27 protein-coding genes and 1 tRNA gene are annotated in these 24,643 nt (G+C 61.3%); 20 read left to right on the top strand and 8 right to left on the bottom strand.

The window, feature by feature from the left end; genetic code table 11:
• Positions 1-12: 12 nt before the first annotated feature.
• Both IHQ72_RS21645 and rpiA read right to left on the bottom strand, forming a co-directional pair.
• The gene (locus IHQ72_RS21645; RefSeq protein ID WP_095493001.1) at positions 13-579 is read right to left on the bottom strand and encodes a DUF2059 domain-containing protein; all 567 of its coding nucleotides are present in this window, start codon (positions 577-579) and stop codon (positions 13-15) included.
• Entirely contained in the window at positions 566-1,294 is a 729-nt protein-coding gene (rpiA, locus tag IHQ72_RS21640) for a ribose-5-phosphate isomerase RpiA (RefSeq protein WP_123151354.1), read from the bottom strand. The genes IHQ72_RS21645 and rpiA overlap by 14 nt, the downstream gene beginning before the upstream one ends.
• Before the next feature lie 152 nt (positions 1,295-1,446).
• On the opposite strand from rpiA, the gene IHQ72_RS21635 reads away from it, so the two are divergent.
• The 8 genes from IHQ72_RS21635 to IHQ72_RS21600 all read left to right on the top strand — a co-directional run bounded on the left by IHQ72_RS21635 (position 1,447) and on the right by IHQ72_RS21600 (position 8,363).
• Positions 1,447-2,130, top strand: coding sequence for a phosphoglycolate phosphatase (locus IHQ72_RS21635; RefSeq protein ID WP_258117122.1), 684 nt, complete (start codon positions 1,447-1,449; stop codon positions 2,128-2,130).
• 126 nt (positions 2,131-2,256) lie between these two features.
• Positions 2,257-2,331, top strand: a tRNA-Val gene (locus IHQ72_RS21630).
• A gap of 490 nt (positions 2,332-2,821) precedes the next feature.
• Positions 2,822-4,054, top strand: coding sequence for an ABC transporter substrate-binding protein (locus tag IHQ72_RS21625; protein ID WP_258117121.1), 1,233 nt, complete (start codon positions 2,822-2,824; stop codon positions 4,052-4,054).
• A gap of 60 nt (positions 4,055-4,114) precedes the next feature.
• A complete protein-coding gene (locus IHQ72_RS21620; RefSeq protein ID WP_258117119.1) occupies positions 4,115-5,182 on the top strand; it encodes a carbohydrate ABC transporter permease in 1,068 nt (355 codons plus the stop codon).
• A 1-nt stretch (position 5,183) separates the two neighbouring features.
• Positions 5,184-6,059 (top strand): carbohydrate ABC transporter permease, encoded by an 876-nt coding sequence (locus IHQ72_RS21615; protein WP_258117117.1) that lies wholly within the window; start codon positions 5,184-5,186, stop codon positions 6,057-6,059.
• 149 nt (positions 6,060-6,208) lie between these two features.
• Complete coding sequence (locus IHQ72_RS21610; RefSeq protein ID WP_258117115.1) at positions 6,209-7,294, top strand: ABC transporter ATP-binding protein; 1,086 nt, start codon at positions 6,209-6,211, stop codon at positions 7,292-7,294.
• Between the two features lie 114 nt (positions 7,295-7,408).
• Positions 7,409-7,666, top strand: a complete 258-nt coding sequence (locus IHQ72_RS21605) for a PepSY domain-containing protein (RefSeq protein ID WP_095492994.1) — start codon at positions 7,409-7,411, stop codon at positions 7,664-7,666.
• A 220-nt stretch (positions 7,667-7,886) separates the two neighbouring features.
• Positions 7,887-8,363: a hypothetical protein gene (locus IHQ72_RS21600; RefSeq protein WP_258117113.1), complete on the top strand. Its 477-nt coding sequence runs from the start codon at positions 7,887-7,889 to the stop codon at positions 8,361-8,363.
• Positions 8,364-8,368: 5 nt separating this feature from the next.
• On the opposite strand, the gene IHQ72_RS21595 is transcribed toward IHQ72_RS21600, so the two are convergent.
• The gene (locus IHQ72_RS21595) at positions 8,369-10,249 is read right to left on the bottom strand and encodes a L,D-transpeptidase family protein (RefSeq protein WP_258117111.1); all 1,881 of its coding nucleotides are present in this window, start codon (positions 10,247-10,249) and stop codon (positions 8,369-8,371) included.
• A 213-nt stretch (positions 10,250-10,462) separates the two neighbouring features.
• Positions 10,463-11,209: an SDR family NAD(P)-dependent oxidoreductase gene (locus IHQ72_RS21590; protein WP_258117110.1), complete on the bottom strand. Its 747-nt coding sequence runs from the start codon at positions 11,207-11,209 to the stop codon at positions 10,463-10,465.
• Between the two features lie 99 nt (positions 11,210-11,308).
• Here IHQ72_RS21590 and IHQ72_RS21585 point away from each other — a divergent pair, with 99 nt between their 5' ends.
• Complete coding sequence (locus IHQ72_RS21585) at positions 11,309-11,923, top strand: TetR/AcrR family transcriptional regulator (RefSeq protein ID WP_258117109.1); 615 nt, start codon at positions 11,309-11,311, stop codon at positions 11,921-11,923.
• A gap of 63 nt (positions 11,924-11,986) precedes the next feature.
• Here IHQ72_RS21585 and IHQ72_RS21580 read toward each other — a convergent pair whose 3' ends face one another.
• Entirely contained in the window at positions 11,987-12,898 is a 912-nt protein-coding gene (locus IHQ72_RS21580) for an alpha/beta hydrolase (protein WP_258117108.1), read from the bottom strand.
• A gap of 47 nt (positions 12,899-12,945) precedes the next feature.
• Here IHQ72_RS21580 and IHQ72_RS21575 point away from each other — a divergent pair, with 47 nt between their 5' ends.
• Positions 12,946-13,398 (top strand): MarR family winged helix-turn-helix transcriptional regulator, encoded by a 453-nt coding sequence (locus IHQ72_RS21575; RefSeq protein WP_258117107.1) that lies wholly within the window; start codon positions 12,946-12,948, stop codon positions 13,396-13,398.
• Between the two features lie 83 nt (positions 13,399-13,481).
• On the opposite strand, the gene IHQ72_RS21570 is transcribed toward IHQ72_RS21575, so the two are convergent.
• Complete coding sequence (locus IHQ72_RS21570) at positions 13,482-14,093, bottom strand: pyridoxamine 5'-phosphate oxidase family protein (RefSeq protein WP_258117106.1); 612 nt, start codon at positions 14,091-14,093, stop codon at positions 13,482-13,484.
• Positions 14,094-14,263: 170 nt separating this feature from the next.
• Here IHQ72_RS21570 and IHQ72_RS21565 point away from each other — a divergent pair, with 170 nt between their 5' ends.
• On the top strand, positions 14,264-14,689 hold the full coding sequence (locus IHQ72_RS21565) for a nuclear transport factor 2 family protein (protein WP_258117104.1): 426 nt from the start codon (positions 14,264-14,266) through the stop codon (positions 14,687-14,689).
• A 22-nt stretch (positions 14,690-14,711) separates the two neighbouring features.
• Here IHQ72_RS21565 and IHQ72_RS21560 read toward each other — a convergent pair whose 3' ends face one another.
• Positions 14,712-15,065: a gamma-butyrobetaine hydroxylase family protein gene (locus IHQ72_RS21560; RefSeq protein WP_095492986.1), complete on the bottom strand. Its 354-nt coding sequence runs from the start codon at positions 15,063-15,065 to the stop codon at positions 14,712-14,714.
• A 199-nt stretch (positions 15,066-15,264) separates the two neighbouring features.
• Between IHQ72_RS21560 and moaA the strand changes: the two genes are divergently transcribed.
• The 9 genes from moaA to IHQ72_RS21515 all read left to right on the top strand — a co-directional run bounded on the left by moaA (position 15,265) and on the right by IHQ72_RS21515 (position 22,806).
• Complete coding sequence (gene moaA / locus IHQ72_RS21555) at positions 15,265-16,260, top strand: GTP 3',8-cyclase MoaA (RefSeq protein ID WP_258117103.1); 996 nt, start codon at positions 15,265-15,267, stop codon at positions 16,258-16,260.
• Between the two features lie 150 nt (positions 16,261-16,410).
• Positions 16,411-17,331 carry a DMT family transporter gene (locus IHQ72_RS21550; RefSeq protein ID WP_192359874.1) on the top strand — a complete coding sequence of 307 codons (921 nt, stop codon included), beginning with the start codon at positions 16,411-16,413 and terminating at the stop codon, positions 17,329-17,331.
• A 40-nt stretch (positions 17,332-17,371) separates the two neighbouring features.
• The gene (mobA, locus tag IHQ72_RS21545) at positions 17,372-18,004 is read left to right on the top strand and encodes a molybdenum cofactor guanylyltransferase MobA (protein ID WP_258117102.1); all 633 of its coding nucleotides are present in this window, start codon (positions 17,372-17,374) and stop codon (positions 18,002-18,004) included.
• Positions 18,001-18,510 (top strand): molybdopterin-guanine dinucleotide biosynthesis protein B, encoded by a 510-nt coding sequence (gene mobB / locus IHQ72_RS21540; protein WP_258117101.1) that lies wholly within the window; start codon positions 18,001-18,003, stop codon positions 18,508-18,510. Before mobA ends, mobB begins: the two co-directional genes overlap by 4 nt.
• Before the next feature lie 214 nt (positions 18,511-18,724).
• Entirely contained in the window at positions 18,725-19,507 is a 783-nt protein-coding gene (locus IHQ72_RS21535) for an ABC transporter substrate-binding protein (protein WP_258117100.1), read from the top strand.
• A gap of 112 nt (positions 19,508-19,619) precedes the next feature.
• Positions 19,620-20,333, top strand: coding sequence for an ABC transporter permease (locus tag IHQ72_RS21530; RefSeq protein ID WP_258117098.1), 714 nt, complete (start codon positions 19,620-19,622; stop codon positions 20,331-20,333).
• Entirely contained in the window at positions 20,330-21,163 is an 834-nt protein-coding gene (locus IHQ72_RS21525) for an ABC transporter permease (protein ID WP_258117096.1), read from the top strand. Before IHQ72_RS21530 ends, IHQ72_RS21525 begins: the two co-directional genes overlap by 4 nt.
• Positions 21,164-21,226: 63 nt before the next feature.
• Positions 21,227-22,096 (top strand): NAD(P)-dependent oxidoreductase, encoded by an 870-nt coding sequence (locus IHQ72_RS21520; RefSeq protein ID WP_258123901.1) that lies wholly within the window; start codon positions 21,227-21,229, stop codon positions 22,094-22,096.
• Between the two features lie 8 nt (positions 22,097-22,104).
• Entirely contained in the window at positions 22,105-22,806 is a 702-nt protein-coding gene (locus IHQ72_RS21515) for a DNA alkylation repair protein (RefSeq protein WP_258117094.1), read from the top strand.
• 204 nt (positions 22,807-23,010) lie between these two features.
• On the opposite strand, the gene IHQ72_RS21510 is transcribed toward IHQ72_RS21515, so the two are convergent.
• Positions 23,011-24,366 (bottom strand): DUF7986 domain-containing protein, encoded by a 1,356-nt coding sequence (locus IHQ72_RS21510; RefSeq protein ID WP_258117093.1) that lies wholly within the window; start codon positions 24,364-24,366, stop codon positions 23,011-23,013.
• Between the last annotated feature and the right edge of the window lie 277 nt (positions 24,367-24,643).

Raw genomic sequence — 24,643 nt, 5'->3', positions numbered from 1 at the left:
CGGAAAATATACTCAGTTCTTCGGTGCTTCCGGCTCCGTACCAGCCGCAGGAGCCGCGGCATTTGCCGGCGCTGTGGCCTTTGCTGCCGCGGCCAGCGTTTCGCCGACCTGTTGGGCGAGATCGCGAGCGACGCCGTTCTGCCAGATGTCGGCGGCCTTGAGCAGGTCACGCGTCACGGCCGGGCCGCTGTCGAGCAGCTTTTTGCCGGAATCGGAATTATAGAAAGCGGCGATTTCGGTAAGCTCTTTTTCGGAAAATACCTTGGCATAGGCCATGGCCGCTTCCTTCTCGAGATCGGCGCGGCGCGAGGCCAGCGCCAGAGCCTTTTCGCTGACCGTTCTGCCGATCAGTTCCTGCATGTCCGGGTTCTTTTGGATAAGCTGCTGCTGAAGCGCGGCGGCGGCCTGCGGCAGGATGTTGTCGAACGGGTCCGTCGCGTGGATCGCCGCGACCGCGGCGCGGGCCGCCTTCAGATGCCCGTCGGTGACGTCCTGTGAGAACGCCGGCGATGAAAACGCAAAGACGGCTGAAGCTGCCAGAATGGCAGAAAAACGGCGAACCCGGTTATGCAACATCATGATCGATAGAACTCCCTGGTTTTCGGGCGGCATGGACGGTTTGGATGCCGTCGCCGGCTATGATGGCCGCTGATGCCAGCCCGATGAAAAGACCATGCTCGACCACGCCCGGAATGGCATGGAGAGCATTCGAAAGCGCTCTTGTATCCGGAATGCGGCCAAAAGATGCATCGAGGATAAAATGGCCGCCGTCTGTAACAAAAGGCTGGCCCCCCGTCATCCTCAATGTGACGGGACCGGAAAGGCCGAGCCTTTCGGCCGCCGCGGCGACCGCGATTTCCGTGGCACGCAGGCCGAACGGGTTGACCTCGATGGGCAGTGGAAAACGGCCGAGCGTCTCGACCATTTTCGAACGGTCGGCAATGACGATCATGCGAGCGGAAGCCGCCGCTACGATCTTTTCGCGTAGCAGCGCACCGCCGCCGCCCTTGATCAATGTCAGCGCCGGATCGATCTCGTCGGCGCCGTCGATGGTAAGGTCGAGTTCGGGCGTTTTTTCCAGCGTCGACAGCGGCACGCCAAGCTCGCCGCAAAGGATGGCGGTGCGCTCCGAGGTCGGCACGCCGATAATGGTGAGGCCGGTGGCGACCTTTTCGGCGAGCAGCCGAACGAACTCTTCGGCCGTCGAGCCGGTGCCGATGCCAAGCCGCATGCCGTCGCTCACATGGGCAAGCGCTGCCCGTGCGGCTTCGACCTTCAATTGTCTCGCATCCATGCCGTGTGTCGCGCCCCAATTTGTTTCGGCGCTCCTAGCATCTTTGCCCGCCCGGTCAAAGACTTTGCCCTGTGGATTGACCAAGCACTGCTTGCCTGGATGGGCTGCAGCGGCTATCGCCTGCCGGCAGCGCAATCGTCACAGGACAGGCCATGACCCGACCGATCATCGTGTTCGACCTCGACGGGACGCTGATCGATACAGCGCCAGACCTGCTCGACAGCCTCAACCACAGCCTTGCCGCGAGCGAACTGGCAGCCGTCGATGAGGCTGGCTTCAAGCGCTTCGTCGGCCATGGTGGACGGGTGATGATCGAGCGCGCGCATGCCGCGCAGCAGAGATCGCTGGAAACCCAGGAGCATGATCGCTTGCTGAAACTGTTTCTCGATCATTACACCGACAACATCCCGGGTAAATCGCGCCCCTACCCCGGCGCCGTCGAGACGATCGCCCGATTCGAAGCAGCCGGTTATCTCCTGGCCGTCTGCACGAACAAATACGAAGCCAACTCGGTGGCGCTGATCGAGGCGCTCGGCCTGGCGAAGCATTTCGCGGCGATTTGCGGTCAGGACACGTTTTCGTTCCGCAAGCCCGACCCGCGCCATCTGACCGAAACCATCGTGCTGGCCGGCGGCGATCCGCACCGCGCGCTGATGGTGGGTGATTCGCAGACCGACATCGATACGGCGAAAGCCGCCGGCATTCCCGTGGTGGCGGTCGATTTCGGCTACACCGACCGCCATGTGCGCGAATTCGAACCGTCGGCGGTGATCTCGCATTTCGATGCGCTGACGCTTGGTCTGGCCGAACGCCTGATTGCCGCTGCGGGGCACTGAACGACGGCGACCGGGTCGCTCCCGGCGGAGTTGCATTCGGTCTTCGTCGGAACGCCCGGACATCGCCTTGACTTCCCCGGCCGGCCTCCCTTATATCGCGGCGCGCTTGGCCTTCGGGCAACGAGCGGGCGATTAGCTCAGCGGGAGAGCACACCCTTCACACGGGTGGGGTCGCAGGTTCAATCCCTGCATCGCCCACCAATACCCGCTTCCGGTACAAAGCTACCATCCGCTTCGCAGCCGCCTACGCTTCGAACTTCCGCCTCATCGTTAGGTTTGCCATGACCCGGTTCATGCGATTCGCCAGGCAGCTGGGTACACATCACTAAGCGCTGTCTACCCTTGGAATCGCTCAAGCTGCACATTGAACGCGGCCGGGAGAAAGTTGACGGACGATAAAACCGTCCTAGGTGAGCTGCTATCTCCGTGGCGGTACCCGGGAACTAACGAGGGGAAATCGCCGTCGACCTCCTGCTCCGACTAGGTGAAACAACGCAATTGCAAATGCTTCCGGCTTCCGCAAACATTGCTGAACCCATCAATGGCCCGTAGCGGCCGGCCCGAAACCAGGACGCTGTCTTCCGGCCCGGTGTCCTGGCGGGCCTCGGGGATGACCTTGAATCCAGCCAGCGACCTTGAAGTCAAAAGGGAGGAATAATCGATGAACCTGACAAAACACCTTGCCGGTGTGGTGATCGCGTCGACCTGTCTGTGTGTGCCCGCGCTGGCGCAGACGAAGTTGACCATGTGGTATCACGGCGCCGGCAACGAGGTGGAGTCGCGAACCCTCAACCAGATCGTCTCCGACTTCAACGCCAGCCAGTCCGATTGGGCGGTGACCATCGAGAGCTTCCCAGAGAAGAGCTACAACGATTCCGTCGCGGCGGCGGCCCTGGCGGGCAACCTGCCCGACATCTTGGATGTGGACGGGCCCGTCATGCCCAATTGGGCCTGGGCCGGCTATCTGCAGCCGCTGCCGATCGACGAGAGCGACTTCGCCGACTTCCTGCCCGGCACCAAAGGCGTGTGGGACGGCAAGCTCTATTCGGTCGGTCTGTGGGACGCGGCGGTGGCGCTTTTTGCACGCCAATCGACGCTGGACGAGCTGGGCCTGCGCACCCCGAGCCTCGACAAGCCCTGGTCGAGAGAGGAACTCATGGCCGCGCTTGATGCCGCCAAGGCCTCCGGCAAATATGAATTCGCCCTTGATCTCGGCATGAACGACCAAGCCGAGTGGTACTCCTATGCCTTCTCGCCGTTCCTGCAGAGCTTCGGCGGAGACATTGTCGACCGTTCGACCTACAAGACCGCGGAAGGCGCGCTGAACGGCGAGGCTGCGCAGGCCTTTGGCAAGTGGTGGCAATCGCTGTTTAACGGAGGCTATGCGCCTGGCACCAGCGAGGACCCCGCCGATCAGCAGACCGGCTTCATCGACGGCAAGTTCGCCTTCCAGTGGAACGGCAACTGGCGCGCGGTGGCGACGATGGAAGCCGTGGATGACGTTGTCTTCCTTCCAGCCCCCGATTTCGGCGCGGGCAACAAGATCGGCGCGGGCTCCTGGCAGTTCGGCGTCTCGGCCAAGTCCAAGCATCCGGAAGGTGCTGCCGAGTTCATCAAGTTCGCCGCGCAGGACAAGTACCTGGCCGCCTTTTCCGACGGCATCGGCCTGATCCCGCCGACGCCCTCGGCGGCACAGATGACGAAGAACTACAAGGATGGCGGCCCGCTCGCGGTGTTCTTCGACCTCTCCAAAGCACAAGCTCTGGTGCGCCCGGTCACCCCGGGCTACGTGGTCCAGGCCAAGGTCTTCACCAAGGCACTGGCCGACATCGCCAATGGCGCCGACGTGGCCGACACGCTTGATGCTGCGGTCGACGAGATCGACGCCGACATCGAAAGCAACGGCGGCTACGGTCACCGGTAGTTCTGTCGCGCCGGGGTCCCCGCCAGCCGCGGACTCCACGCTTTCTGGCGGATATCGCAAATGGCATCGAAACTAACCCTGTCGAACCGGACGGGCTGGACATTCGCCCTGCCGGGTTTCGCACTCATCGTCATATTCATCGTCCTGCCGTTTTTCTTCGCGATCGGTCTCTCATTGACAAATCAGCGGCTGCTGTCACCGAATGCCACCCAGTTCGTCGGGTTGGAAAACTATCGTCAGCTCCTGGGCCTTGGGGTGGTGACCCTCGAACCAGAGCGCGACGATGCTGGCGAAGTGGTCCGAAACGAGGCCGGCGAAATCCAGTATCCCCGCCTGCGTGAGATCACCCGTAGCGAGGCCTATCCCCAGTATCGCGGCATGCGCGAGTGGTTCCGCTGGCAGTCCGGCGAGAACGTCATGGTTGTCATCGCCAGCGACGTTGTGTTCATGAAGGCGCTGGTAAACACCTTCCTGTTCGTCCTGGTCGTGGCGCCGGTGCAGGGCAGCCTCGCGCTGATGCTTGCTTTGCTGATCAACCACAAGGTCACGGGCATCAACCTGTTCCGGACCATCTACTTCATGCCGGTGGTGGTCTCCATCGTCGTGGTCTCGCTCCTCTGGCGGTTCATCTATGACGGCCAGAACGGGCTGTTGAACAGCATCCTCCAGGGGCTCACCTTCGGCCTCTTCCAGCCCGTCGACTGGCTGGGCAACCCCTCGACCGCGCTGCCCGCGGTCATGGCCATGTCGATCTGGCAGGCTGTAGGCTTCCACATGGTCATCTGGCTAGCCGGGTTGCAGATGATCAGTCCCACGCTCTATGAGGCCGCCGCGATCGAGGGTGCTTCGAAATGGCAGACCTTCCGCTATGTCACCTGGCCGGGCCTGCGCAATACCGCCGTGCTCGTCCTTGTCGTGATCACCATGCAGGGTTTCGCCCTCTTCGCCCAGATCGACGTGATGACCAATGGCGGTCCGCTCGACAGCACCCAGACCCTCGTCTTCCAGGCAGTCGAGCGCGGCTATGGCAAGCAGGACATCTCGGGCGGCTCGACCATCTCGGTCATCCTGTTCGCGCTCGTGCTGGCGATCTCACTCACTCAGCGCTGGCTGACACGGGAGCGTTAAGATGGCCTTTAATCCCGACAACTACGGCCTGAGGCTCTTCGTCCGCTATCTGGTGCTGTGCCTGATCGCCTTGATCTTCATCTTTCCGCTCGTGTTCATGATCAACTCGAGCTTCAAGCCCGACAATCAGCTCCTCGCGGACACCTCCAGCCTGCGTGCTTTCCTGCCCGTCGGGGACATCAGCCTCAACAACTATTTCGGAGCGTTCCGGCGGGCGCCTGTCGGCCTGTTCGTCCTAAACTCGGTTCTGGTCACCGGGGCGACCGTCCTTCTCTCGTTGCTGATCTGTTCGCTGGCCGCATTCTCCTTTGCTTTCCTGCGGTGGAAGGGGCGCGATGTCCTGCTCTCGATCGTCATCGCGACGCTGATCATCCCTTTCGAGACCATCGCTATCCCGCTCCTGCTCCTGGTCTCGAAATTGCCCTGGATCGGGCTTGATGGGCTGCATTGGGGCTGGCTCAATACCTACCGGGTGCAGATCATCCCCTGGATCGCCGACGGGCTGACGATCTTCCTGTTCGTGCAGTATTTCAAAGGGCTGCCGGGCGAGCTGATCGAGGCAAGCCGGGTGGAGGGCGCGAATTGGTGGCAGGTCTACTATCGCGTCGTCATGCCGCTTTCAGGGCCGGTTCTGGCGACTGCCGCCATCCTGAAATTCCTCGTCATGTACAACCAATATCTCTGGCCGCTCATCGTGGTGCAGCAGGAAAGCTATCGCCCGGTCATGGTCGGCCTCGGCTACTTCTTTCAACTCAACGTCGCCTGGGGCGAAGTCATGGCGTATCTCACCCTTATCACCGTCCCGGTGCTGATCTTCTACCTCTTGCTGCAGCGCGCCTTCATCGCGTCGATCGCCTCGACCGGCGTGAAGGGCTGAATACATGGTTCGCGCTCGAACACCCGTGGATCTGGGACGGCCGGTCTGCCCATTACGGCAAGCGCTGGCACGGCTATTCCTCAAGGCCGATAGACCGATCGGTGACCCCGAATTGCCGCACATGAATCAGGAAACGGGAGCCATCGCTCATGGCTGAGGTCTCACTCAAGGGCGTCAAGAAATCCTTCGGTCGCGTCGACGTCATCAAAGGCGTCGATATCCACATCAACGATGGCGAGTTCGTCGTCTTTGTCGGACCGTCGGGCTGCGGGAAGTCCACCTTGCTCCGCATGATCGCCGGACTCGAGGACATAACCGAAGGCACCCTCGAGATCGGAGGCCGGGTGGTCAACCAGCTCCAGCCCAAGCAACGCGGTGTTGCGATGGTGTTCCAGAACTATGCCATCTTTCCGCACATGACCGTGCGCGAGAATATCGCGTTCGGTCTTACGATCGCGGGCGCTACCAAGCAGGAAAAGCAGCAGAAGGTGGCCGAGGCCGCACGCATTCTGCAAATGGAACATTTGCTCGACCGCCGCCCAAGTCAGCTTTCGGGCGGCCAGCGCCAGCGAGTCGCTATCGGGCGCGCAATCACGCGGAAACCGGCTGTATTCCTGTTTGACGAGCCGCTCTCCAACCTCGACGCCGCACTGCGCATGGACATGCGTATGGAAATCGGCCGGCTGCGCAGGCAACTGGGCACAACGATGATCTATGTCACCCATGACCAGGTCGAGGCGATGACGCTGGCTGACAGGATCGTCGTCCTCAAGGACGGTCAAGTCATGCAGATCGGAGCGCCGATGGAGCTCTATCACGAGCCGGCCAACAGGTTCGTAGCCGGTTTTCTAGGAGCCCCGTCGATGAATTTCCTGAATGTCGACGTCCTCGACCTCGATGGCGAAGCGGCAATGGTTGGCAATCAATCCCTGGAGCCGATCAGGGTAGCGACCAGAAGGCGCTCCTTCCGGAAAGACGGCAAGGCCATCCTGGGTATCCGTCCGCAGTACCTCCGGGCGGCGCAGCCTGGAGAAGGCATGCTGCATGGCATCGTGGCACATACCGAGCGGTTGGGCAGCGAGACGGTCGTGGACCTGACACTTCGCGACGATCACGAGCTCATTGCAGCCTTCGATGAAGACAAGATCCTTGAACCGGGTGACGCCCTGGAGCTCACGTTCGACACGGCCTTAGCCCATCTCTTCCCCGAGGAGGGCGATCTGCAGACGCCGTAAACGTGAGCAACGACAACGCGACGCATCGGCGCGATTCGCGAGTGTCCATTCCAGAACCCCGGAACAAACCTGCATGGCCGCGAGTTTCTACTCCTCGAAGAGTGAGGGAAAGCCATGTCCAGACGTGTTTTGGCGACGGGTGTCGTAGTTCTCCTTCTCGGCGGACCGGCCCTTGCCGCAGACGGAAGCCCGTTGCCGCCGCAGAATGCCAGGAAACTGTCCGAAATAATCGCCAAGGTCGAGCAGCGCGACGACTTTCGCTACGTCGACGAGGTCGGCTGGGACAGCGGCGCGTACACCGTCACCTATTACACGACCGACAAGGCGAAGGTCGAAATCACCTACGATCCGGTGACAGCCGAGCCGAAATAGATCACGGCCATCTTCCCCCAGCCGATACGTGCGGCCGGCTTTCTCTTGAAGGACCCGGAATAATTCCGGCAGGTTACAGCGCAGCCTGGGGACGATCCCTCGGAAGGGGGCGGCGGCGTAGCTTCACTAAGACTTCCTGCACGCTTTACGGCATCCCCTTGCGCCGATGCGCCTTTGAAGGCTGACTGCGGCGTGATCATTGAGCCGTACGGGGGTGGGCATGGCGACGGCAAAGCATGTGGCGAAACGCGTTCTGATGATGCTCGCCGGCTATTTCGTTGCGGTGCTGGTCGGGCTGATTGCCGTGGCCACGATGTATGGTGCATTGAGTTCGCTGCCTGATGCACCGGCGTATTTCGATCTCATGGGGATCTCCCCCATCGCGGCGCTGGTCGTGCCGCCGCTCGGCATGTTGATCTATTTCCTGACGATCATGATGACCGGCCTGCAGACGCTGATCTTCGCGCTGATCGCCGAATTGTTTTCGCTGCGCAGTTTTTGGCTGCATATGGTCTTCGGCGCCGCAGCAGCGGCTGCCGGCTTCTTCCTGATCTGGCCGAGCGCGCCGGAGGACCTGAGCCACGAGCGCTGGGCCGATATCGGCATCATCGCCGCCGCCGGCCTGGTCGCCGGTCTGGTCTACTGGCTGATTGCCGGGCGCGAGGCCGGCTTCCGGCGCCCGCTCTCCCTACGTTAGGGTCCTCAGCTCGCCGGCGAGCGCACCGCTTCCGTGCTGTCGAGTGCCTGCTGCAGCCGCGTGTCGCGGTCATAGACGTCGCTGAAATATTCGACTTTGCCGGACATATCAGGCCAGGCGGTGAAATAGGCGACATAGATCGGGATCGTGCGCGCCACCTTTTCGGTCGAATGTCCGTGCTTCAGCTTCTCCGCAATGTAGTCGACCGAGGTGCCGAGCACGGCCGCCGCCATGCCGCGCGGATTCTGCAGACGAACGCAGCCATGGCTGAGCGCGCGCATGTCACGCTGGAAAAACGACTTTTGCGGCGTATCGTGCATGTAGATTGCGTGCTTGTTGGGGAACAGAATCTTCAGTTCGCCCAGCGCATTGGCCTCGCTCGGCAGCTGGCGCACGCCATAAGGTACTTTCGCGCCATAGGCACCCCAATTGACCGAGGAGGAGGGAATGCGCTTGCCGCGCGCGTTGACCACTTCGTAGCCGGCGCGGTCGAGATAGCCGGGATCCCTGCGCAGCCGGGGCAGCATCTCGTTGACGAGGATCGACTGCGGCACGCCCCAATAGGGATGGAAGTCGACCTGCTCGACCTGATCGTAGAAGAAGGAAGTCTGGTTGGTGGTCTTGCCGATGACGGCGCGGGTCTTCAGCTTCTCCTCGCCATTTTCGATGTAGCTCGCCGTGAAGGCCGGCTGGTTGATGAAGACGCGCGGACTGCCGAGGTCGGATGGCAGCCAACGCAACTCCTCCAGCGCGACCTGCACCTTTTGAATCTTGTCGGCCTTGGACGTCCCGACCAGCGCCGCGACGGTGCGCGGACCGATGACGCTGTCGCCCTTCATGCCAGCCTTCTTCTGCACTGCCTTGATAACCGGCACCAGTTCCGGATCATAGACCTCGCTGGTGGCGAGCCTGGCCAATATCTCGCCATAGGCGCCGCCCATCTCATCGTCGAGATTGCGCGCGATCTTCGCCAGAAGCTTCGGCAGTTCGGGGCTGGTCTGCCCCGGTTTCAGCAACAGCTTGGGGTCAACGACGATCTCGTCTTCGGCGCTGGCCTGAAGTGATTCCAGTTCGACGCGCAGCGCCTGGTATTCCGCATTCTGCGGATGCCGTGATTCGAGATAGGTGCGCACTTGCTGGGTGCGCACCAGCGTTTTCAGCACGCCTTCCATGTCGAGCGGCTTGGCCGGGAAATCATAGTAGCCGGTGATGCGATTGGGATCGACGCGGCCGCTTTGCGCGTCGTGGACATAGCGCAAGACGCGCGCCGACAGCGCCATCTCGAAGCGGACGAGCTCCTGCAGCCGCGCATCGGCCCCGCCGGTCGATGCGCCGGCGGCGGGCACTTCAACCGAATAGTCGGCCGGCGTCAGGCCATAGCTCGTCGCCTCGCCAAGCACCCGCACCGCATCCTGCGCGCGACCGTTTGGGCCGGTCCCGGTCACCCAGATGAAATCCGGATTGGCCGAGTAATAGGCGATCAACGCCTTGGCAATGTCAGGTTCGGCATAAAGCTCGTAGTCGCCGAGCCCGGCAATCGCTTCGCGGAAGGCGTCGCTGGTGAGCGACGGTACAAAGGCAGCGTCCTGTGGTGCCACCGGCTGTGGTGCTGCCATCAGTGTCGCAAAATCGACAAGCACCAGCCGGTCGGCCTTATAGGTGTAGTAGGACGGGCTGTTGATCCTGCTGCCACCACCAGCGAATTCTTTCGGCCTCGGTCTGTGCTTCGGCGGCGGAGGGAAATCACCTTGGGGCGCGCGCCTGATACCACCGCCGAAAAGCCTCTCGAAAAGCCCTTGCGCGTCCGCCTGCGGCATGCCGAAGGCCAGCATTACCGTGACAACCGCAAGCGGCATCACGGTTGCTTTGTTTCCGAGGAATTTCATGGATCACCCGCTCCGGCTGCAACCGGTTCCCGTTCCGCATCGCTTGACGGTCTCGCCCACCGCACGGCGGGATGTAAGACGCGACCACACCGATTCATACCGATTTCGTTAAGCTTCCATAAATTTCGGCTTTCCTGTTGCAGAACAGTTTCACAACACCGTGACAACCAAAGCGAATTGGGCCCGCTCCGGTTCCCGAAAATAGTGCACGGGTCAGGCGTTGGCGCCGCCGTCGATAGTCAGTGCGGCGCCCCGCTTCGGCAAGGCTGAAGAGATCGCCGGCATGGTCGCCTGGCTGGCAGGTCCCGAAGGGCGCTTTGTGACAGGCGTCGCCATCTTCTGTCGCTGGTGCTCGGCGTGCGGGCCACTGGCCGGGTTCATATCGGTATCGGTCGAGCCAGGATGAACGACGTTGGCGGTGATGCCGCGCGAACCGAGGTCGCGCGCCAATGCCTTGGTCAAGCCGACCAATGCCGCCTTGCTGGCCGAGTAGGCGCTGAGGCTGGTGTCGGTGACACGCTCCGCCAGATTGCTGCCGATCGAGATGATCCTGCCACCCTCGCCCATATGCACGGCTGCCGCCTTCGAGGCCACGAACGGGGCTCTGACATTGACCTCCATGGTTTCATCGAAGTCGGCGAGCGGCAATTCATCGATCGGCGCGGCGCGCCAGATACCGGCGCTGTTGACGAGGATGTCCAGTCGCCCGAAGGTCTTCACGGCCTCGCTGACCGCCTCCTGGATCGCGGCAGCATCGCGATTGTCGGCTTTGATGGCAATGGCGCGACCGCCGGCTGCCTCGATTTCCCCGACGACAGCGCGGGCCTGCTCCTCGCCATTCACGTAAGTGAGCGCGACGCTGGCGCCGTCGGCCGCGAGCCTTCGCGCAATCGCTGCGCCGATGCCGCGGCTGCCGCCGGTGACGAGCGCAGCCTTGCCGTTCAAGCCTTGCGATGACATTCGTTTCTCCTTTTTTGTAATGATTGATACATAAATGTCTGCCAGCCTTGCCCGGGTGCGTCAACAGATTTATGTATCAATCAACACAGAAAGGATGCCATGCCCGAACGAGGCCGTCCCCGCACCTTCGATCGAACCGCTGCCTTGCGGCGCGCAATGGAGGTGTTTTGGGCCAAGGGCTACGAGGGCGCATCGATGAGCGAGCTGACCGCGGCGATGGGCATCAACTCGCCCAGCCTCTACGCCGCGTTCGGCAGCAAGGAAGCGCTCTTCCTCGAAGCGGTCGAGCTCTACACGCAGGTCGAAGGCACCGATATCTGGTCCGCACTGGAAAAGTCGCCGACGGCGCGCCAGGCGGTCGAGCGCTTCCTGCGCCAGACGGCCAAGGCCTATTCGCAAACCGATCGTCCGCAAGGCTGTCTGATCGCACTCGGCGCGCTGCATCAGGACTCAAGCCGCGGCGCCATCTGCGACGACCTGCGCCGCCGTCGCGCCGAAAACCGCGCAGCCTTGCTGAGACGGCTGAAACGCGGCGTGGCGGAAGGCGAATTGCCGGAAAATTTCGACTGCCGCACGGCTGCGACCTTCTATGCGACCGTCCAGCACGGCATGTCGATCCAGGCGCGCGACGGCGCATCGCGCACCGCCCTTCTGGCGACGGTGGCCGGGGCCATGGCGGCGTGGAAGGTGATGGCCGGCACGGACGCGGCATGACAACCCCGACCGTTATGGCGGCTGGACTCCCGGTTGGCCCGGGACAAAAACAAGATATTCAGGTCAATGCAGCAGCGACGGTTCCCGGTGTTCGGCGACGAAACCGATCGCACGCTCGACCACGCCCCTATCGGCGAGAATGCGGCGATGGCCGAGCCCATCGGCCCAGTAAAGCCGCACATGGTCGCCGGCGCCGGCATAGAGCCTTGCATGGTCGGCGGACACTTCGCGGTCGTCTGGCGCATGGATGACCAGCGTTGGCACCGGCGTGCTGGCAAGCTGGCGGTCGCCGGTGAATTCGTGCAGCGGTCGGCCGGCGATGCGTTCGACGCGGTCGGCCATTGCGGCCTGCGAGCGTGGGCCGACACTGAGCATGCGGCTGAAATCATTGAAGATCGCCGGCAGGGAGCTCGGCGCCGCGATCAGCACCAGCCGCTCGGCCGCCAGTGGCGGAATGTTCTTGACCGAACCGACGACGGCATTGGCGGCGACGGCACCGCCGAAGGAATGGCCGACGACCGCCACGAACGGGCCGAACCATTCGCCGGTCAGCCGTGCGGCTTCGACAGCGCTGACCAGTGTGAGCCGGCGGCCCTGCGATTGGCCGTGGCCCGGCAGGTCGAGCGAGACAACCTTATAACCGGCGTCACGATAGGCTTCGATCAGCGTGCGCATATATTCGGTGCGCGAACGCCAGCCATGGATGACGAGCACCGTGCCGGCGGCCCGCCTGCCCGGCTCTGGCCTGAATTCATGCACCATGACGCACCCGTTTTTGGTCTTCAGCCGATGATGGCGCGCCTCGGCCATGAAGCCGGCGGCGCGGTCGACGGCGCGTCGCTCGCCGTCGCTGAGAACGTTGGCGTTCGGCGTGCGGCAGAACAGTTCGAACGCCGCGCGCCCTGTAAGGCGAGGAGCCACGTGTTCGGCGGCAGCAAACACGCTCCGGATGACCTTCAATCCAAATGATGCCATAGTGGCGATCCATCCATTCGTTCAAGCATGAACATAATAGTTCAAACATGAACATTAAACAAGAGCTACCCTGGGACAACCCGCGTTTTCGCAACTGGGTCGCGGTGGCGCGCGCCTGCCATGTGCTGGAGCGCACGCTGGCGGTGAAGCTCGCGCCGCTGGACTTGAAGCCGGCGCAACTCGACGTGCTGATGAACCTGTACCGCCATCCCGGCATGTCGCAGCACGATCTCGCCCGCCGACTGCTGGTCGGCCGCTCCAACATCACCATGCTTTTGCCGCAACTCGAGACACGCGGCCTGCTGCGCCGCGAAGGCGATCAGAAAGACAAGCGGGTGCTGCGACTGATCTTGACCGAAGCCGGCACGGAACTGCTGATGCAGGCGCTGAAGGTCCATATGGCGCTGATCGAGAAAGCGATGAGCCAGTCGACGCCGGAGCAATGCGACATGATCGGCGAGCAGATGCGCAAGATTGCCGACGTGCTCAAGGAAGCGTGACTGGAGCATCGGACCCAAAGTGGAAACCGGTTTTGGGAAAATCCGATGCTCAAACAAAGGATGGAGCTCGTGGAGCGATCCGCTCACCACATCGACTTTTTCGCGCGCTCCGGCCATTCCTTGTCGTATGCCTCGCCGTCAACGCCTTTCCGGCTGGTGATTTCCAGGATTTTTCCAGGTGTCGGCAGCGACTTCGGGTCGACATGCCTCGCCGGGTTCCACAGTTCCGACCGATGGACGGCGCGAGCGCACTGGAAATAGACCGAATCGACATCGATGACCGTGACCGAACGCGCCGGTCGGCCGTCGACGCCGAACGAGGCACAGAGCGCGGCGTCCGTGGTGATGTGGGCGCGGCCGTTGACGCGTAGCGTCGTGCCGGAGCCTGGGACCAGGAACAACAGGCCGACGCGCGGATCGCGAATGATGTTTTTTAGCGAATCGGCACGGTTGTTGCCGCGCCGGTCCGGCATCATCAGGGTTTTCGGATCGTGGATGCGGACGAAGCCGGCGAGATCGCCGCGCGGCGAGCAATCCAGCCCTTCCGGCCCGCTGGTCGCGAGCGCGGCAAAAGGCGAGGCCTCGATGAAGGCGGCGTATTCGGGGATCACATGGTCGAGTTCCTTGACCAACGAGGTCTCGCCGGGCAGGCCATAGAGTGCTTCGAGCTGTTCGACCGTGGTGATGACGGACATGTTTTCGTCTCCGAACCTTTGCCGGCGCTACTCCAAATCCGTGACGTTTTGACGACACCTGCTGCACGTCAGTTCGGCCGTCTGGAAACGGGTGTCGAACCACCAATATTAAGGGCAAGCCGCGTTGATAGGACGATACTGATCGTGCTGCCGAACACGGAGAACCGAAAATGGATAAACCTCAAGGACGACGCGTCGCCATGGAACTTCTTGAAAATATGTTCGAGGCTGAAATGCGCTTCCTGCAATCAGGGTCGGAGAGCCTCGATATGCTTGCCAGCGCATTTCACGCGGAAGTTGTCGTGCATGAGCCGCAGTCCCTGCCCTATGCCGGTGACTGGAATGGCCTCGACGGCGTTGGCGCCCTTTTCCGCAAGATGCGGGAAATCTGGAGCGACGTGACCGTAGAGAGCCTTCAAGCTGCCCAAAACGATGACATGGTATTCATGAGCTGCACACTTTCGCTGACATCGCGGGCCAATGGTGCAACCATCAAACAGCCGTTTGCCGAAGTCTTGCGCTTCAAGGATGACCGGCTGATCGAAGGCACGCCGTTTTATTACGACACCAGCGAAATACTGGCGATCCTGCGTTGACCGAGCGTCCCGCGGAAACCATTCAACGATCGCGGCTTAGCCCCTTCTCTTCCAGCTCGGCGAGATAGGCGGCCCAGCGTGCGTCCTTCTCATGACCCAGCGTATGCAGGTAATTCCAGGTGAAGATGCCGGTATCGTGAAAATCGTCGAAGGTGATGCGTACGGCATAGTTGCCGACCGGCTCGATCTTCAGGATCGCAACGTTGCGCTTGCCGGGAACGGTCACGCGCTGTTCGGGCGAATGTCCCTGCACTTCGGCCGATGGCGAGGCCACCCGCAGCAGCTCCGCCGGCAGTTCGAATGGCTGATGGTCCGGGAATGTCACGGTAAGCAGCCTGCGGTCCTTCGAGACCCTGAGTTCCTTCGGCGCCGTCATAGTGATAAGTTCCGCATCATCTGTCCTTTCCCTACGCCGCTTCGCGCAGCGGGAAAAGGCCGCTTCGAAACTTCCGACACGATCTGTCGGCGGCGCGATGTTGCCTAGGATCGAAACTTCTTATCTTGAATCGCAGGTTGGATCGTATCACATAGCCATATATAACGAAGCCGTTCGCAGCCACGGGAAACGCACCAGCATGGACATGATCGATCCTTTTGGTCGCACGATCAGCTATCTGCGCGTGTCGGTCACCGACCGCTGCGACTTCCGCTGTACCTATTGCATGGCCGAGGACATGGCGTTCCTTCCCAAGAAGGATCTGCTGTCGCTGGAAGAGCTCGACCGACTATGCACGGTTTTCATCGAAAAGGGCGTCAGGAAACTGCGTCTTACCGGCGGCGAGCCGCTGGTGCGCAAGAACATCATGCATCTGGTGCGTCAGATTTCGCGTCATCTCGAGAGCGGCGCTCTGGAAGAACTGACGCTGACCACCAACGGCTCGCAGCTTTCGCGCTTTGCCGCTGATCTCGCCGATTGCGGGGTCAAGCGCATCAACGTCTCGCTCGACACGCTGGACCCGGAAAAATTCCGCCAGATTACCCGCTGGGGCAATCTCGACAAGGTCATGGACGGCATCGACGCCGCGCAGGCAGCGGGGCTGAAGGTAAAGCTCAATGCGGTGGCGCTGAAGGATTTCAATGACGCCGAGCTGCCGGAGATGCTGCGCTGGGCGCACGGCCGCGGCATGGAGTTGACGGTCATCGAAACCATGCCGATGGGCGAGATCGACGCCGACCGCACCGACCAGTATCTGCCGCTGTCGCTGCTGCGCGCAGCACTTGAGCGGCAGTTCACGCTGACCGATATCCCCTACAAGACCGGTGGTCCGGCCCGCTACGTCCACGTCGCCGAGACTGGTGGCAGGCTCGGCTTCATCACGCCGATGACGCATAATTTCTGCGAGAGCTGCAACCGCGTCCGGCTGACCTGCACCGGCACGCTCTATATGTGCCTCGGCCAGGAGGATGCCGCCGATCTGCGCGCGCCGTTGCGTGCATCCGAAGGCAATGAACTGGTCGCCGACGCCATCGATGAAGCCATTGGCCGCAAGCCCAAGGGCCATGATTTCATCATCGACCGCCGTACCAACCGTCCCTCGGTGTCGCGGCACATGAGTGTCACCGGCGGCTGATCTTCTCGGTCACAACGCCGAAATAAATCCTGCCGCTCTTGCGAGAAGGATGCAACGGGCCACGCGAAAGGCTGTGGCCCAGCCCTTTAACGTTGCTGTCTTATGACCGGCTGCTACAGGCTTGATGCAAAAGCACAACCGGTATCGCCTTTGCTTCTTTCCCCAAATCTTCGCGGCGCGCTGTTCATGGTGGTGGCCATGATTGGTTTCACCCTCAACGACGCGATCACCAAAGTCTCGTCGGAATCCATGAACATGGCGCAGGTCATGCTGATCCGCGGTGCCTTCGCTTCGCTTTTCGTGGGCCTGCTTGCCTGGCAACGCGGTGCGCTTGCCCTGCCCGGCTCGATGCTGCAACCGATGGTTGCGGTGCGCGTCGCCGGCGAAGCCGGTGCTACCGTGTCGTTTCTCATCGCCCTTGCCCATCTGCCGATTGCCAATGTCTCGGCCGTGCTGCAGGCGCTGCCGCTGGCCGTGACGATGGGCGCAGCACTTGTGTTCAACGAAGGCGTCGGCTGGCGGCGCTGGCTGGCCATCGCCATCGGTTTTGCCGGCGTGCTGATCATCGTGCGACCAGGCTTCGAGGGGTTCAGCATCTATTCGCTGCTGGCGCTGGCCTGTGTCGCCTGTTGTGCGGTGCGTGACCTGGCCACCAAGCGGATACCGCAAGCCATTCCGACATTGCTGGTGTCGACCACCACGGCACTCGCCATGACAATGCTCGGCGCGGCGCTGCTTTTGCCAATGGGCGGGTGGACACCGATGACGGGTGAAAGCACGGCGTTCCTGGCATTGGCGGCAGTGCTCGTGGTCATCGGTTACCAGTTCATCATCATGGCGATGCGGGTGGGCGACATCTCGTTCATCGCGCCGTTCCGCTACACAGCCCTGCTCTGGTCGATCCTGCTTGGCCTGTTCATCTTCGGCGACGTCCCCGACCTGCCGATGATCCTCGGCGCCATCGTCATCGTCGGCTCCGGCCTCTACGCACTTTACCGCGAACGGATCGTCGGCCGGCGAAAGACAGCCGCCGAAAGCGCTGGACCTGATATGGCGCCGGACGGCATATAGGCCTGCCGTTCGCGGCGAGTGACCGCATGGACGATAGACGATGACTAAAGAGATTGCCGGCGTCATTCTGGCCGGTGGCCAGTCGCGGCGAATGGGCGGCGGCGACAAGGGCCTGCTTGCGCTTGGCGGCGGCAGCCTGCTGGACCATGTCGTTGCGCGCTTTGCTCCGCAGGTCGGTCCGCTGGTGCTCAGCGCCAATGGCGACCCGGCACGGTTTGCCGGGGTCGGGCTTCCGGTGTTTGCCGATACGGTGAAAGGTCATGCCGGACCGCTCGCCGGGATCCTGACCGGCCTCGAATGGGCTGCCGCGAATACGACTTGCGAGGCCCTTGTCACGGCTGCGGGCGATACACCGTTCCTGCCCGAAAATCTGGTTGAACGGCTGGCCGCGGCGGTCGACGAACGTCCCGGCGCGATCGCCGTCGCCTGTTCCGGCGGCAAACGGCATCCGACATTCGCGCTCTGGCCGCTGGGGCTCCACCAGGCTCTGCGGCGTTTTCTGGTCGATGAGGATATCAGGCGGGTTTCCGCTTTTATCGACCGGCATGACTTTTTCGATGTGGAATTCCCGATGTTGACCTCGGGAGGCCATCTGCACGACCCCTTCTTCAACATCAATACTTCAGACGACCTTGTTCGGGCCGAACGTCTGTTGCAGACCATGGAGCCATGATGAGACGCGTCTTCGGTATCACCGGTTGGAAGAATTCCGGCAAGACGACACTAACCGAAAAGCTGGTCGCCGAACTCGTTCGGCGTGGTTGGAAAGTCTCGACGGTGAAACACGCCCATCATGATTTCGACATCGACAAGCCGGGAGCGGACAGCTTTCGCCACCGACAGGCCGGAGCCACGGAAGTCGCCATCGTGTCGGACAGGCGCTGGGCCCTGATGCACGAATTGCGCGACGAGGACGAGCCGACGCTGGACGCGATCCTGTCGCGGCTCGGCACCTCCGACATCGTGCTGGTCGAAGGTTACAAGCGCGAGGCGCACAGCAAGATCGAGACGCGGCGTCTGGAGGCTAAGGACCTGGCACCGCTTTCGGCAAATGATCCGCATATCGTCGCCATCGCCGCCGACTTCGCCATAGCGGACGAAAGCCTGCCTGTCTTCGATCTCGACGACACGAAATCGATAGCCGACTTCATCGAGCGCGCGACAGGTTTGACGCGCTGAGGGTACTGCCGAAGGAGCATCGGCCGCCCCCTATTTCCTCGTTGGTATGCCTGCCGCAACGTCAGCATTGTCTGGGAATGCGAAACCCGCAAGCAACGGTTTTACAGTTGCTTTTTCTTGGGAAAGAATGGGAGTATCGCGCCAGCGGGCGGTCAAAAGAACCGCCCACAGAGCCGTTTGGAACGACGGCCGGGAACATACAGAGAGGACCATCATGCGTACTGCACTGCGTATTGCGCTCGCCGCATCGGCCGCGCTGCTGACATTGGGTGTTGCCCAGGCTCAGGAGAAAACTTTGAGGATCGGCACGGAGGGAGCCTATCCGCCGTTCAACAACCTGACCGCTGATGGCCAGCTCGTGGGCTTCGATATCGATATCGCCAAGGCGCTTTGCGGCGAGATGAAGGTGAAATGCACTTTCGTCGCGCAGGATTGGGACGGCATTATCCCGGCGCTTCAGGCCGGCAAGTTCGACGCCATCGTCGCCTCGATGTCGATCACGCCGGAGCGTGCCGAGAAGGTCGACTTCACCAACAAATACTACAACACGCCGCCGGCGATCGCCGCGCCCAAGGACAGCGACATCAAGGGCGTGACCAAGGAAGATCTCGCCGGCAAGACGATCGGCGTGCAGGCGTCCACCACCCACTTCAATTATTCAACCAAGGCTTATACCGACAGTACAATCAAGCCGTACCCGACCGCCCAGGAATATCAGCTCGATCTCGCCAATGGCCGCGTTGATGCGGTCAATGACGATATCACTGTTCTCGAAGGCTGGCTTGCCACGCCGGACGGCGCCTGCTGCAAGCTGATCGGTTCGATCACGCCCGACATCGAGATCCATGGTCCGGGCGCCGGCATCGCGGTACGCAAGGGCGAGACCGAACTGGTCAATCAATTCAATAAGGCGATCGACGCCATCCGCGCCAACGGAAAGTACAAGGAAATCAACGACAAGTACTTCAAGTACGACGTCTACGGCGGCGAGTCCTAATCCTTCCGGGTTGACAGCGAACGGCGGGACATCCCCGCCGTTTGCGCAAGGAGCGGCGCGCGAGGCGCGACGCCGCGCTCTCAAAAAGCCATAGAGGAGAACAGGCAGGCGGATGCAAAGCGTTTGGACGCTGCTCAGTTGGGGACCCGAAGGCTGGCTCGACGACATCGCCTATGGTGTTTTCATCACCGTTTCGCTTGCAGCCGCGACCCTGCCTGTCGGTCTGGTGATCGGCTTCCTGGTCGCACTGGCCAAGCAATCCAACGAGCCGTCGCTGCGGCTGGCCGGCAATATTTACACCACGATCTTTCGTGGATTGCCCGAGCTGCTGACCCTGTTCATGATCTTTTACGGCGCGCAAATCGGCATCCAGCAATTGATGCGTCTGTATGACCCGACCGCTGCGGTCGAAGTGAACGCATTTGTTTCCGGCATGATCGCGCTCGGCGTCGTCTTCTCGTCCTATGCCAGCGAGGTCTTCCTCTCCGCGTTCCGCGCCATTCCGAAGGGACAGTATGAGGGCGGCTATTCGGTTGGCCTGTCGGGCTGGCAGACGATGCGACTGGTGGTGCTGCCGCAGCTTATCCGTATTGCCCTGCCGGGTCTTGCCAATCTGTGGCTCATCCTCCTCAAGGATACAGCGCTGGTATCCGCCATCGGTCTTGCCGACATATTGCGGCAAGCGGGCGTCGCCGCCCGCGTCACCAAGCATGCATTCCTGTTTTTTGGGGTCGCTGCTCTTATCTATCTGCTCCTCGCCGTCATCTCGTCCTTCGGCATCAATGCCATTGAACGCAGGGTTGGCCGACAACAGGTGCAACGATGAGTGCGGCAGCGGCCGACGTGGCGACCAAGGTCGAAAAACCGCCAGCAATCCCGCGCGGCTGGTCCCGGCAACGTGTATTGGGATATGCGTTGGTCGGTCTCTGGATCGTGCTCGGCATCGGCATGATTGTATACTTGGTCGAGGCTTGGAATTCCGAACTCTTCCAAAAATACGCCCCGGGCTACATCTCTGGCCTTGGCGTGACGCTCACGCTTGTCGCTGTGTCGATCGTGTTGGGAGCCGTCCTTTCAGTTCCTGTCGCCTACGCGCGGATGTCCAGGAACCGGATCCTGTCCAGCGTTGCCTACGCTTATGTCTATTTCTTTCGCGGCACTCCGCTTTTGACACAAGTCTTTCTTATCTACTATGGAGTGGGTTCGTTTCGACCGGCACTTGAAGCTGTCGGCCTGTGGGGCTTTTTTCGTGAAGCCTGGTACTGCGCCATTTTCTCGTTCACCCTCAATACAGCAGCCTATCAGGCTGAGATCCTGCGCGGCGCTATCGAGAGCGTCCCCAGAGGTCAGTGGGAAGGCGCTGCCTCGCTTGGCCTGCACAAACTGCAAACACTGCGCAAGGTCATCCTGCCACAGGCGCTGATCGTGGCGCTGCGTCCCTATGGCAACGAGATCATCCTGATGATCAAAGGCTCCGCCATCGTGGCCCTCATCACCGTCTATGATCTGATGGGCATTACGAAGCTCACCTATTCGCGCACTTTCGACTTCCAGTCCTATATCTGGGCGGCGATCATCTATCTGATCATTGTCGAGATACTCCGCCACGCGGTCGAGTGGATAGAACGGCGCATTACCATACATCTGCACCGCTGACTCCCATAGCTTTGCCTGATCCGCTAAGAAGGCCGGAAAACAGGCTTGAAGGGATTCGAAAACATGGCATCGGTGGCATTTCTCGGTCTTGGCGTCATGGGCTATCCAATGGCCGGACATCTCAGGAACAAGGGCGGCCACTACGTCACCGTCTATAACCGCACCAAGGCAAAGGCCGAGCAATGGGTTGCCCAGCATGGCGGGAGTGTCGCCAACACGCCGGCTGAAGCGGCTGACGGCAAGGACTTTGTCTTTTCCTGTGTTGGCAATGATGACGACCTGCGCGCGGTGACGATTGGAGCCGAGGGTGCGTTCCAGTCGATGAAGAAGGGAGCCATCTTCATCGACAACACCACGGCCTCGGCTGAAGTTGCGCGCGAACTGGCTGAGAAGGCGCAAGTGCGCGGTTTCTCGTTCCTCGACGCACCGGTCTCCGGCGGTCAGGCCGGCGCCGAAAACGGCGTGCTGACCGTCATGGTCGGCGGCGAACAGAAAGCCTTCGACAAAGCAAAGCCCGTCATCGATGCCTATGCCCGCATGGTCGGGCTGATGGGTCCGGCCGGCTCCGGCCAGCTCACCAAGATGATCAACCAGATCTGCATCGCCGGTCTTGTCCAAGGGCTGGCCGAGGGCATCCATTTCGGCAAGAAGGCCGGGCTCGACATCGAAAAAGTCATCGAGGTGATCTCCAAGGGCGCGGCCGGCTCATGGCAGATGGAGAACCGCCACAAGACGATGAATGCCGGCAAATATGATTTCGGCTTCGCCGTCGACTGGATGCGCAAGGATCTCGGCATCTGCCTGGCGGAGGCCGACCGCAACGGCGCCAAGCTGCCGGTGACGGCACTTGTCGACCAATTCTACAAGGATGTGCAGGGGATGGGCGGCAAACGCTGGGATACGTCCTCTTTGCTGGCGCGATTGGAAAAGTAGGTTTCGTCTTGGCCGAGCTGTCCCCTCAATCCAGCGCCGAGGAAATTATCGACCATCTGCGCTCGATCGGCTCGGAGGAGAACCGCGTCGGCATGTTGCGTTACGGCATCAAGATCGAACGTGCGCTCGGCATCTCGCATGGCGTGCAACGGCAGATTGCCAGGAAAATCACGCGCAACCATGAGCGGGCCTTCGAGCTATGGCAGACAGGTATCATGGAAGCGCAGTTCATCGCTTCCGTCACGGCCGATCCGAAGCGGTTCTCTGCCGCGGATGCAAGACGATGGGCGGCGACTTTCGACTCATGGGATATCGTCGACGGCGTCTCCGATCTCTTTGTCGATACGGATTCCTGGAGGGAACTGATCGCCGAATTCGCAGCCGACGAACGGGAATTCGTTCGACGGACAGCCTTTGCCATGATGGCCTGGTCGGTGGTCCACCGGAAGAAGGAGCCAGAGGCGACCTTCCTCGACTTCCTCTCGATCATCGAAGCGCATGCCACCGACGGCCGTAATTTTGTGAAGAAAGCGGTGAACTGGGCGCTTCGTTCGATCGGCAAGCGATCGCTGAATTTGCACGGCGCTGCCCTTGCCCTGGCACAAAAGCTGGCCGTCTCGACCGACAAGACGGCGCGCTGGATCGGCAAGGACGCTGCAAGGGAACTTTCCGACGCCAAAACGCTCGAGCGGCTCGCCAGGAAAGGCTGACGGGATCTCTGCGTGCGGAGGGCCTTGCGTGGCGGCCGCCCTGCTCGACGCGGCCATAGACCACGCCTTGGCCAAATGCGCCAGGACGATCAAGGGCCTATCTGGTCAACCAGGCATCGCCGAGCCACAATTTCATGGGATTTTCGCGAGATGGCGGGCTCTCGCTGGCATGTGATGCGCTTGGAGCGTTGAGGATGCCAGACGCTACCGGCGTAGGTCGTGAACACCAAGTTCCGTCCACATCCACTCAAAACTGTAAGCGGCCGTGGGATTGGCGCGGTCAGGCTGCCTCGCGGTCTGGTTTTCCAAATATTTGAGCCACTCGGCGACCTTTTGCCGGCCGGTTTGGCTCTTGACGGCCTGACGCGGTGTCTTACCCCCAAGCATCCGGACTGGCTGATCGAGGGTTTCCCTATAGTGTTGATCCAGGTATTCGTGAATGACCTGTTCAGCGAGTTCCGGCGGCATCTCCGATGAGGGCGTCTTGCCATCCTTGGCTGGCCGTTCGGCCATCATCTGCTGTATGGTACGGATTTCCGTGAGAGGTGTTCGGACCAGATCGCCGAAGGCTCGCCGGATCAGGGCCGTCCCTTTTTCCGCCCGCTCGGCGGAATTGGCGGATAGACACAGGAAACCGCCTTTCAACTCGACATTGCCCAACACGCGCAAACCGTTGTCCATCACGGTGTCCAGGGAAAGCGTGCCCGCCTCTTTAGGTCTGTCCTCGCCTTGCGGCATGTATTCCAGCCAGTTCCAGAACTGTGCATTTTCCTGCGACATGCCCGCTATGCCGTTCAGCCGGGCGGCGATGTCCTTCTGCGTCACGCCGGCGGCCAAGGGAAAGCGGACATCATGAAACATGAATACGTCGCCTTCGGCATTTTGGAGCATCTGCATGTCCATCGCCTTACCAAGGGCGTCGAACACCCATGCGAGCGTGAACATGGACGCCACCGCCCGCAGGTCTTCATCCTTGATGGCAGGCAGCTTTCTTGCGTTCCTTTTGCCGCACACGCCCAACAGGCCATCAAACAAGGATTCGGTGGCCTCTCGGGTGAAGTGAAGAAGACTGCCGGCAAGGATATTCTTCCCGAGGACAGGCACGATCCTGGCCGCGATCTTGTCCCACTGCTTCAACGTCTTGGTGGCGGTGCCCTCTTTGACGGCGATCGGTTCGCCACCGCGGAGAAGATCGCGCGCCATAAGCGATTGTCCCGGAACGACGTCGCTTACCTCATACAAGCTCATGACGGAGGAACGCAGCGCGCCCATATAGGCTCTCGTTTGCGCATTTTCCTTCCAGCCTCTGCGCTTGAGATACTCATCGACGATGTTGCTGGGTTCGCCCTCGAAATCCTGGGTCAGGAAATCCTCGAAGGCGCAGCCCCAAAGGGTCATTGCTCTGTCGGCACCGAGGACTTCGGCGAGTTCTTCGAATTCCATGTCCCCGTCGGCGAGGATCGGGCCGAAATGATCGTCGAACACTTCCGCGAAACGTTCGCGCCATTCGTCACGGCTGAGGAATTTCATCAGCCCGTTGAGATCATGGCTGGCCGGCATTGAACTTCTCCAGACTTTGGCGATATTCGAAGATGGGGTCTGTCTTCTGGCGTCGCTTGGTCGGCTTATTCTGCGTCGCTGAGGCGAACGGGCAAGACGCTTTCGGCGATTTCCCTGCATTTCTTCGGATCGAACTCCCCGCGCCGGCGCCGCTCCGCCCTTCAGTGTGGCTGGAAGGCCCAACGACGGTTTGGTCCCACGGTCATGGCACTCGATGTTGTATTCTGCGATAACAAGTGGATCACTCCGCTACCGGTACTTCAGAGATCACGACGGG

Source organism: Mesorhizobium onobrychidis (genome assembly GCF_024707545.1).
Lineage (GTDB): Bacteria > Pseudomonadota > Alphaproteobacteria > Rhizobiales > Rhizobiaceae > Mesorhizobium > Mesorhizobium onobrychidis.
The sequence above is the reverse complement of the archived record's forward strand: the minus strand, read 5'-3'. Positions and strand labels throughout refer to the sequence as shown.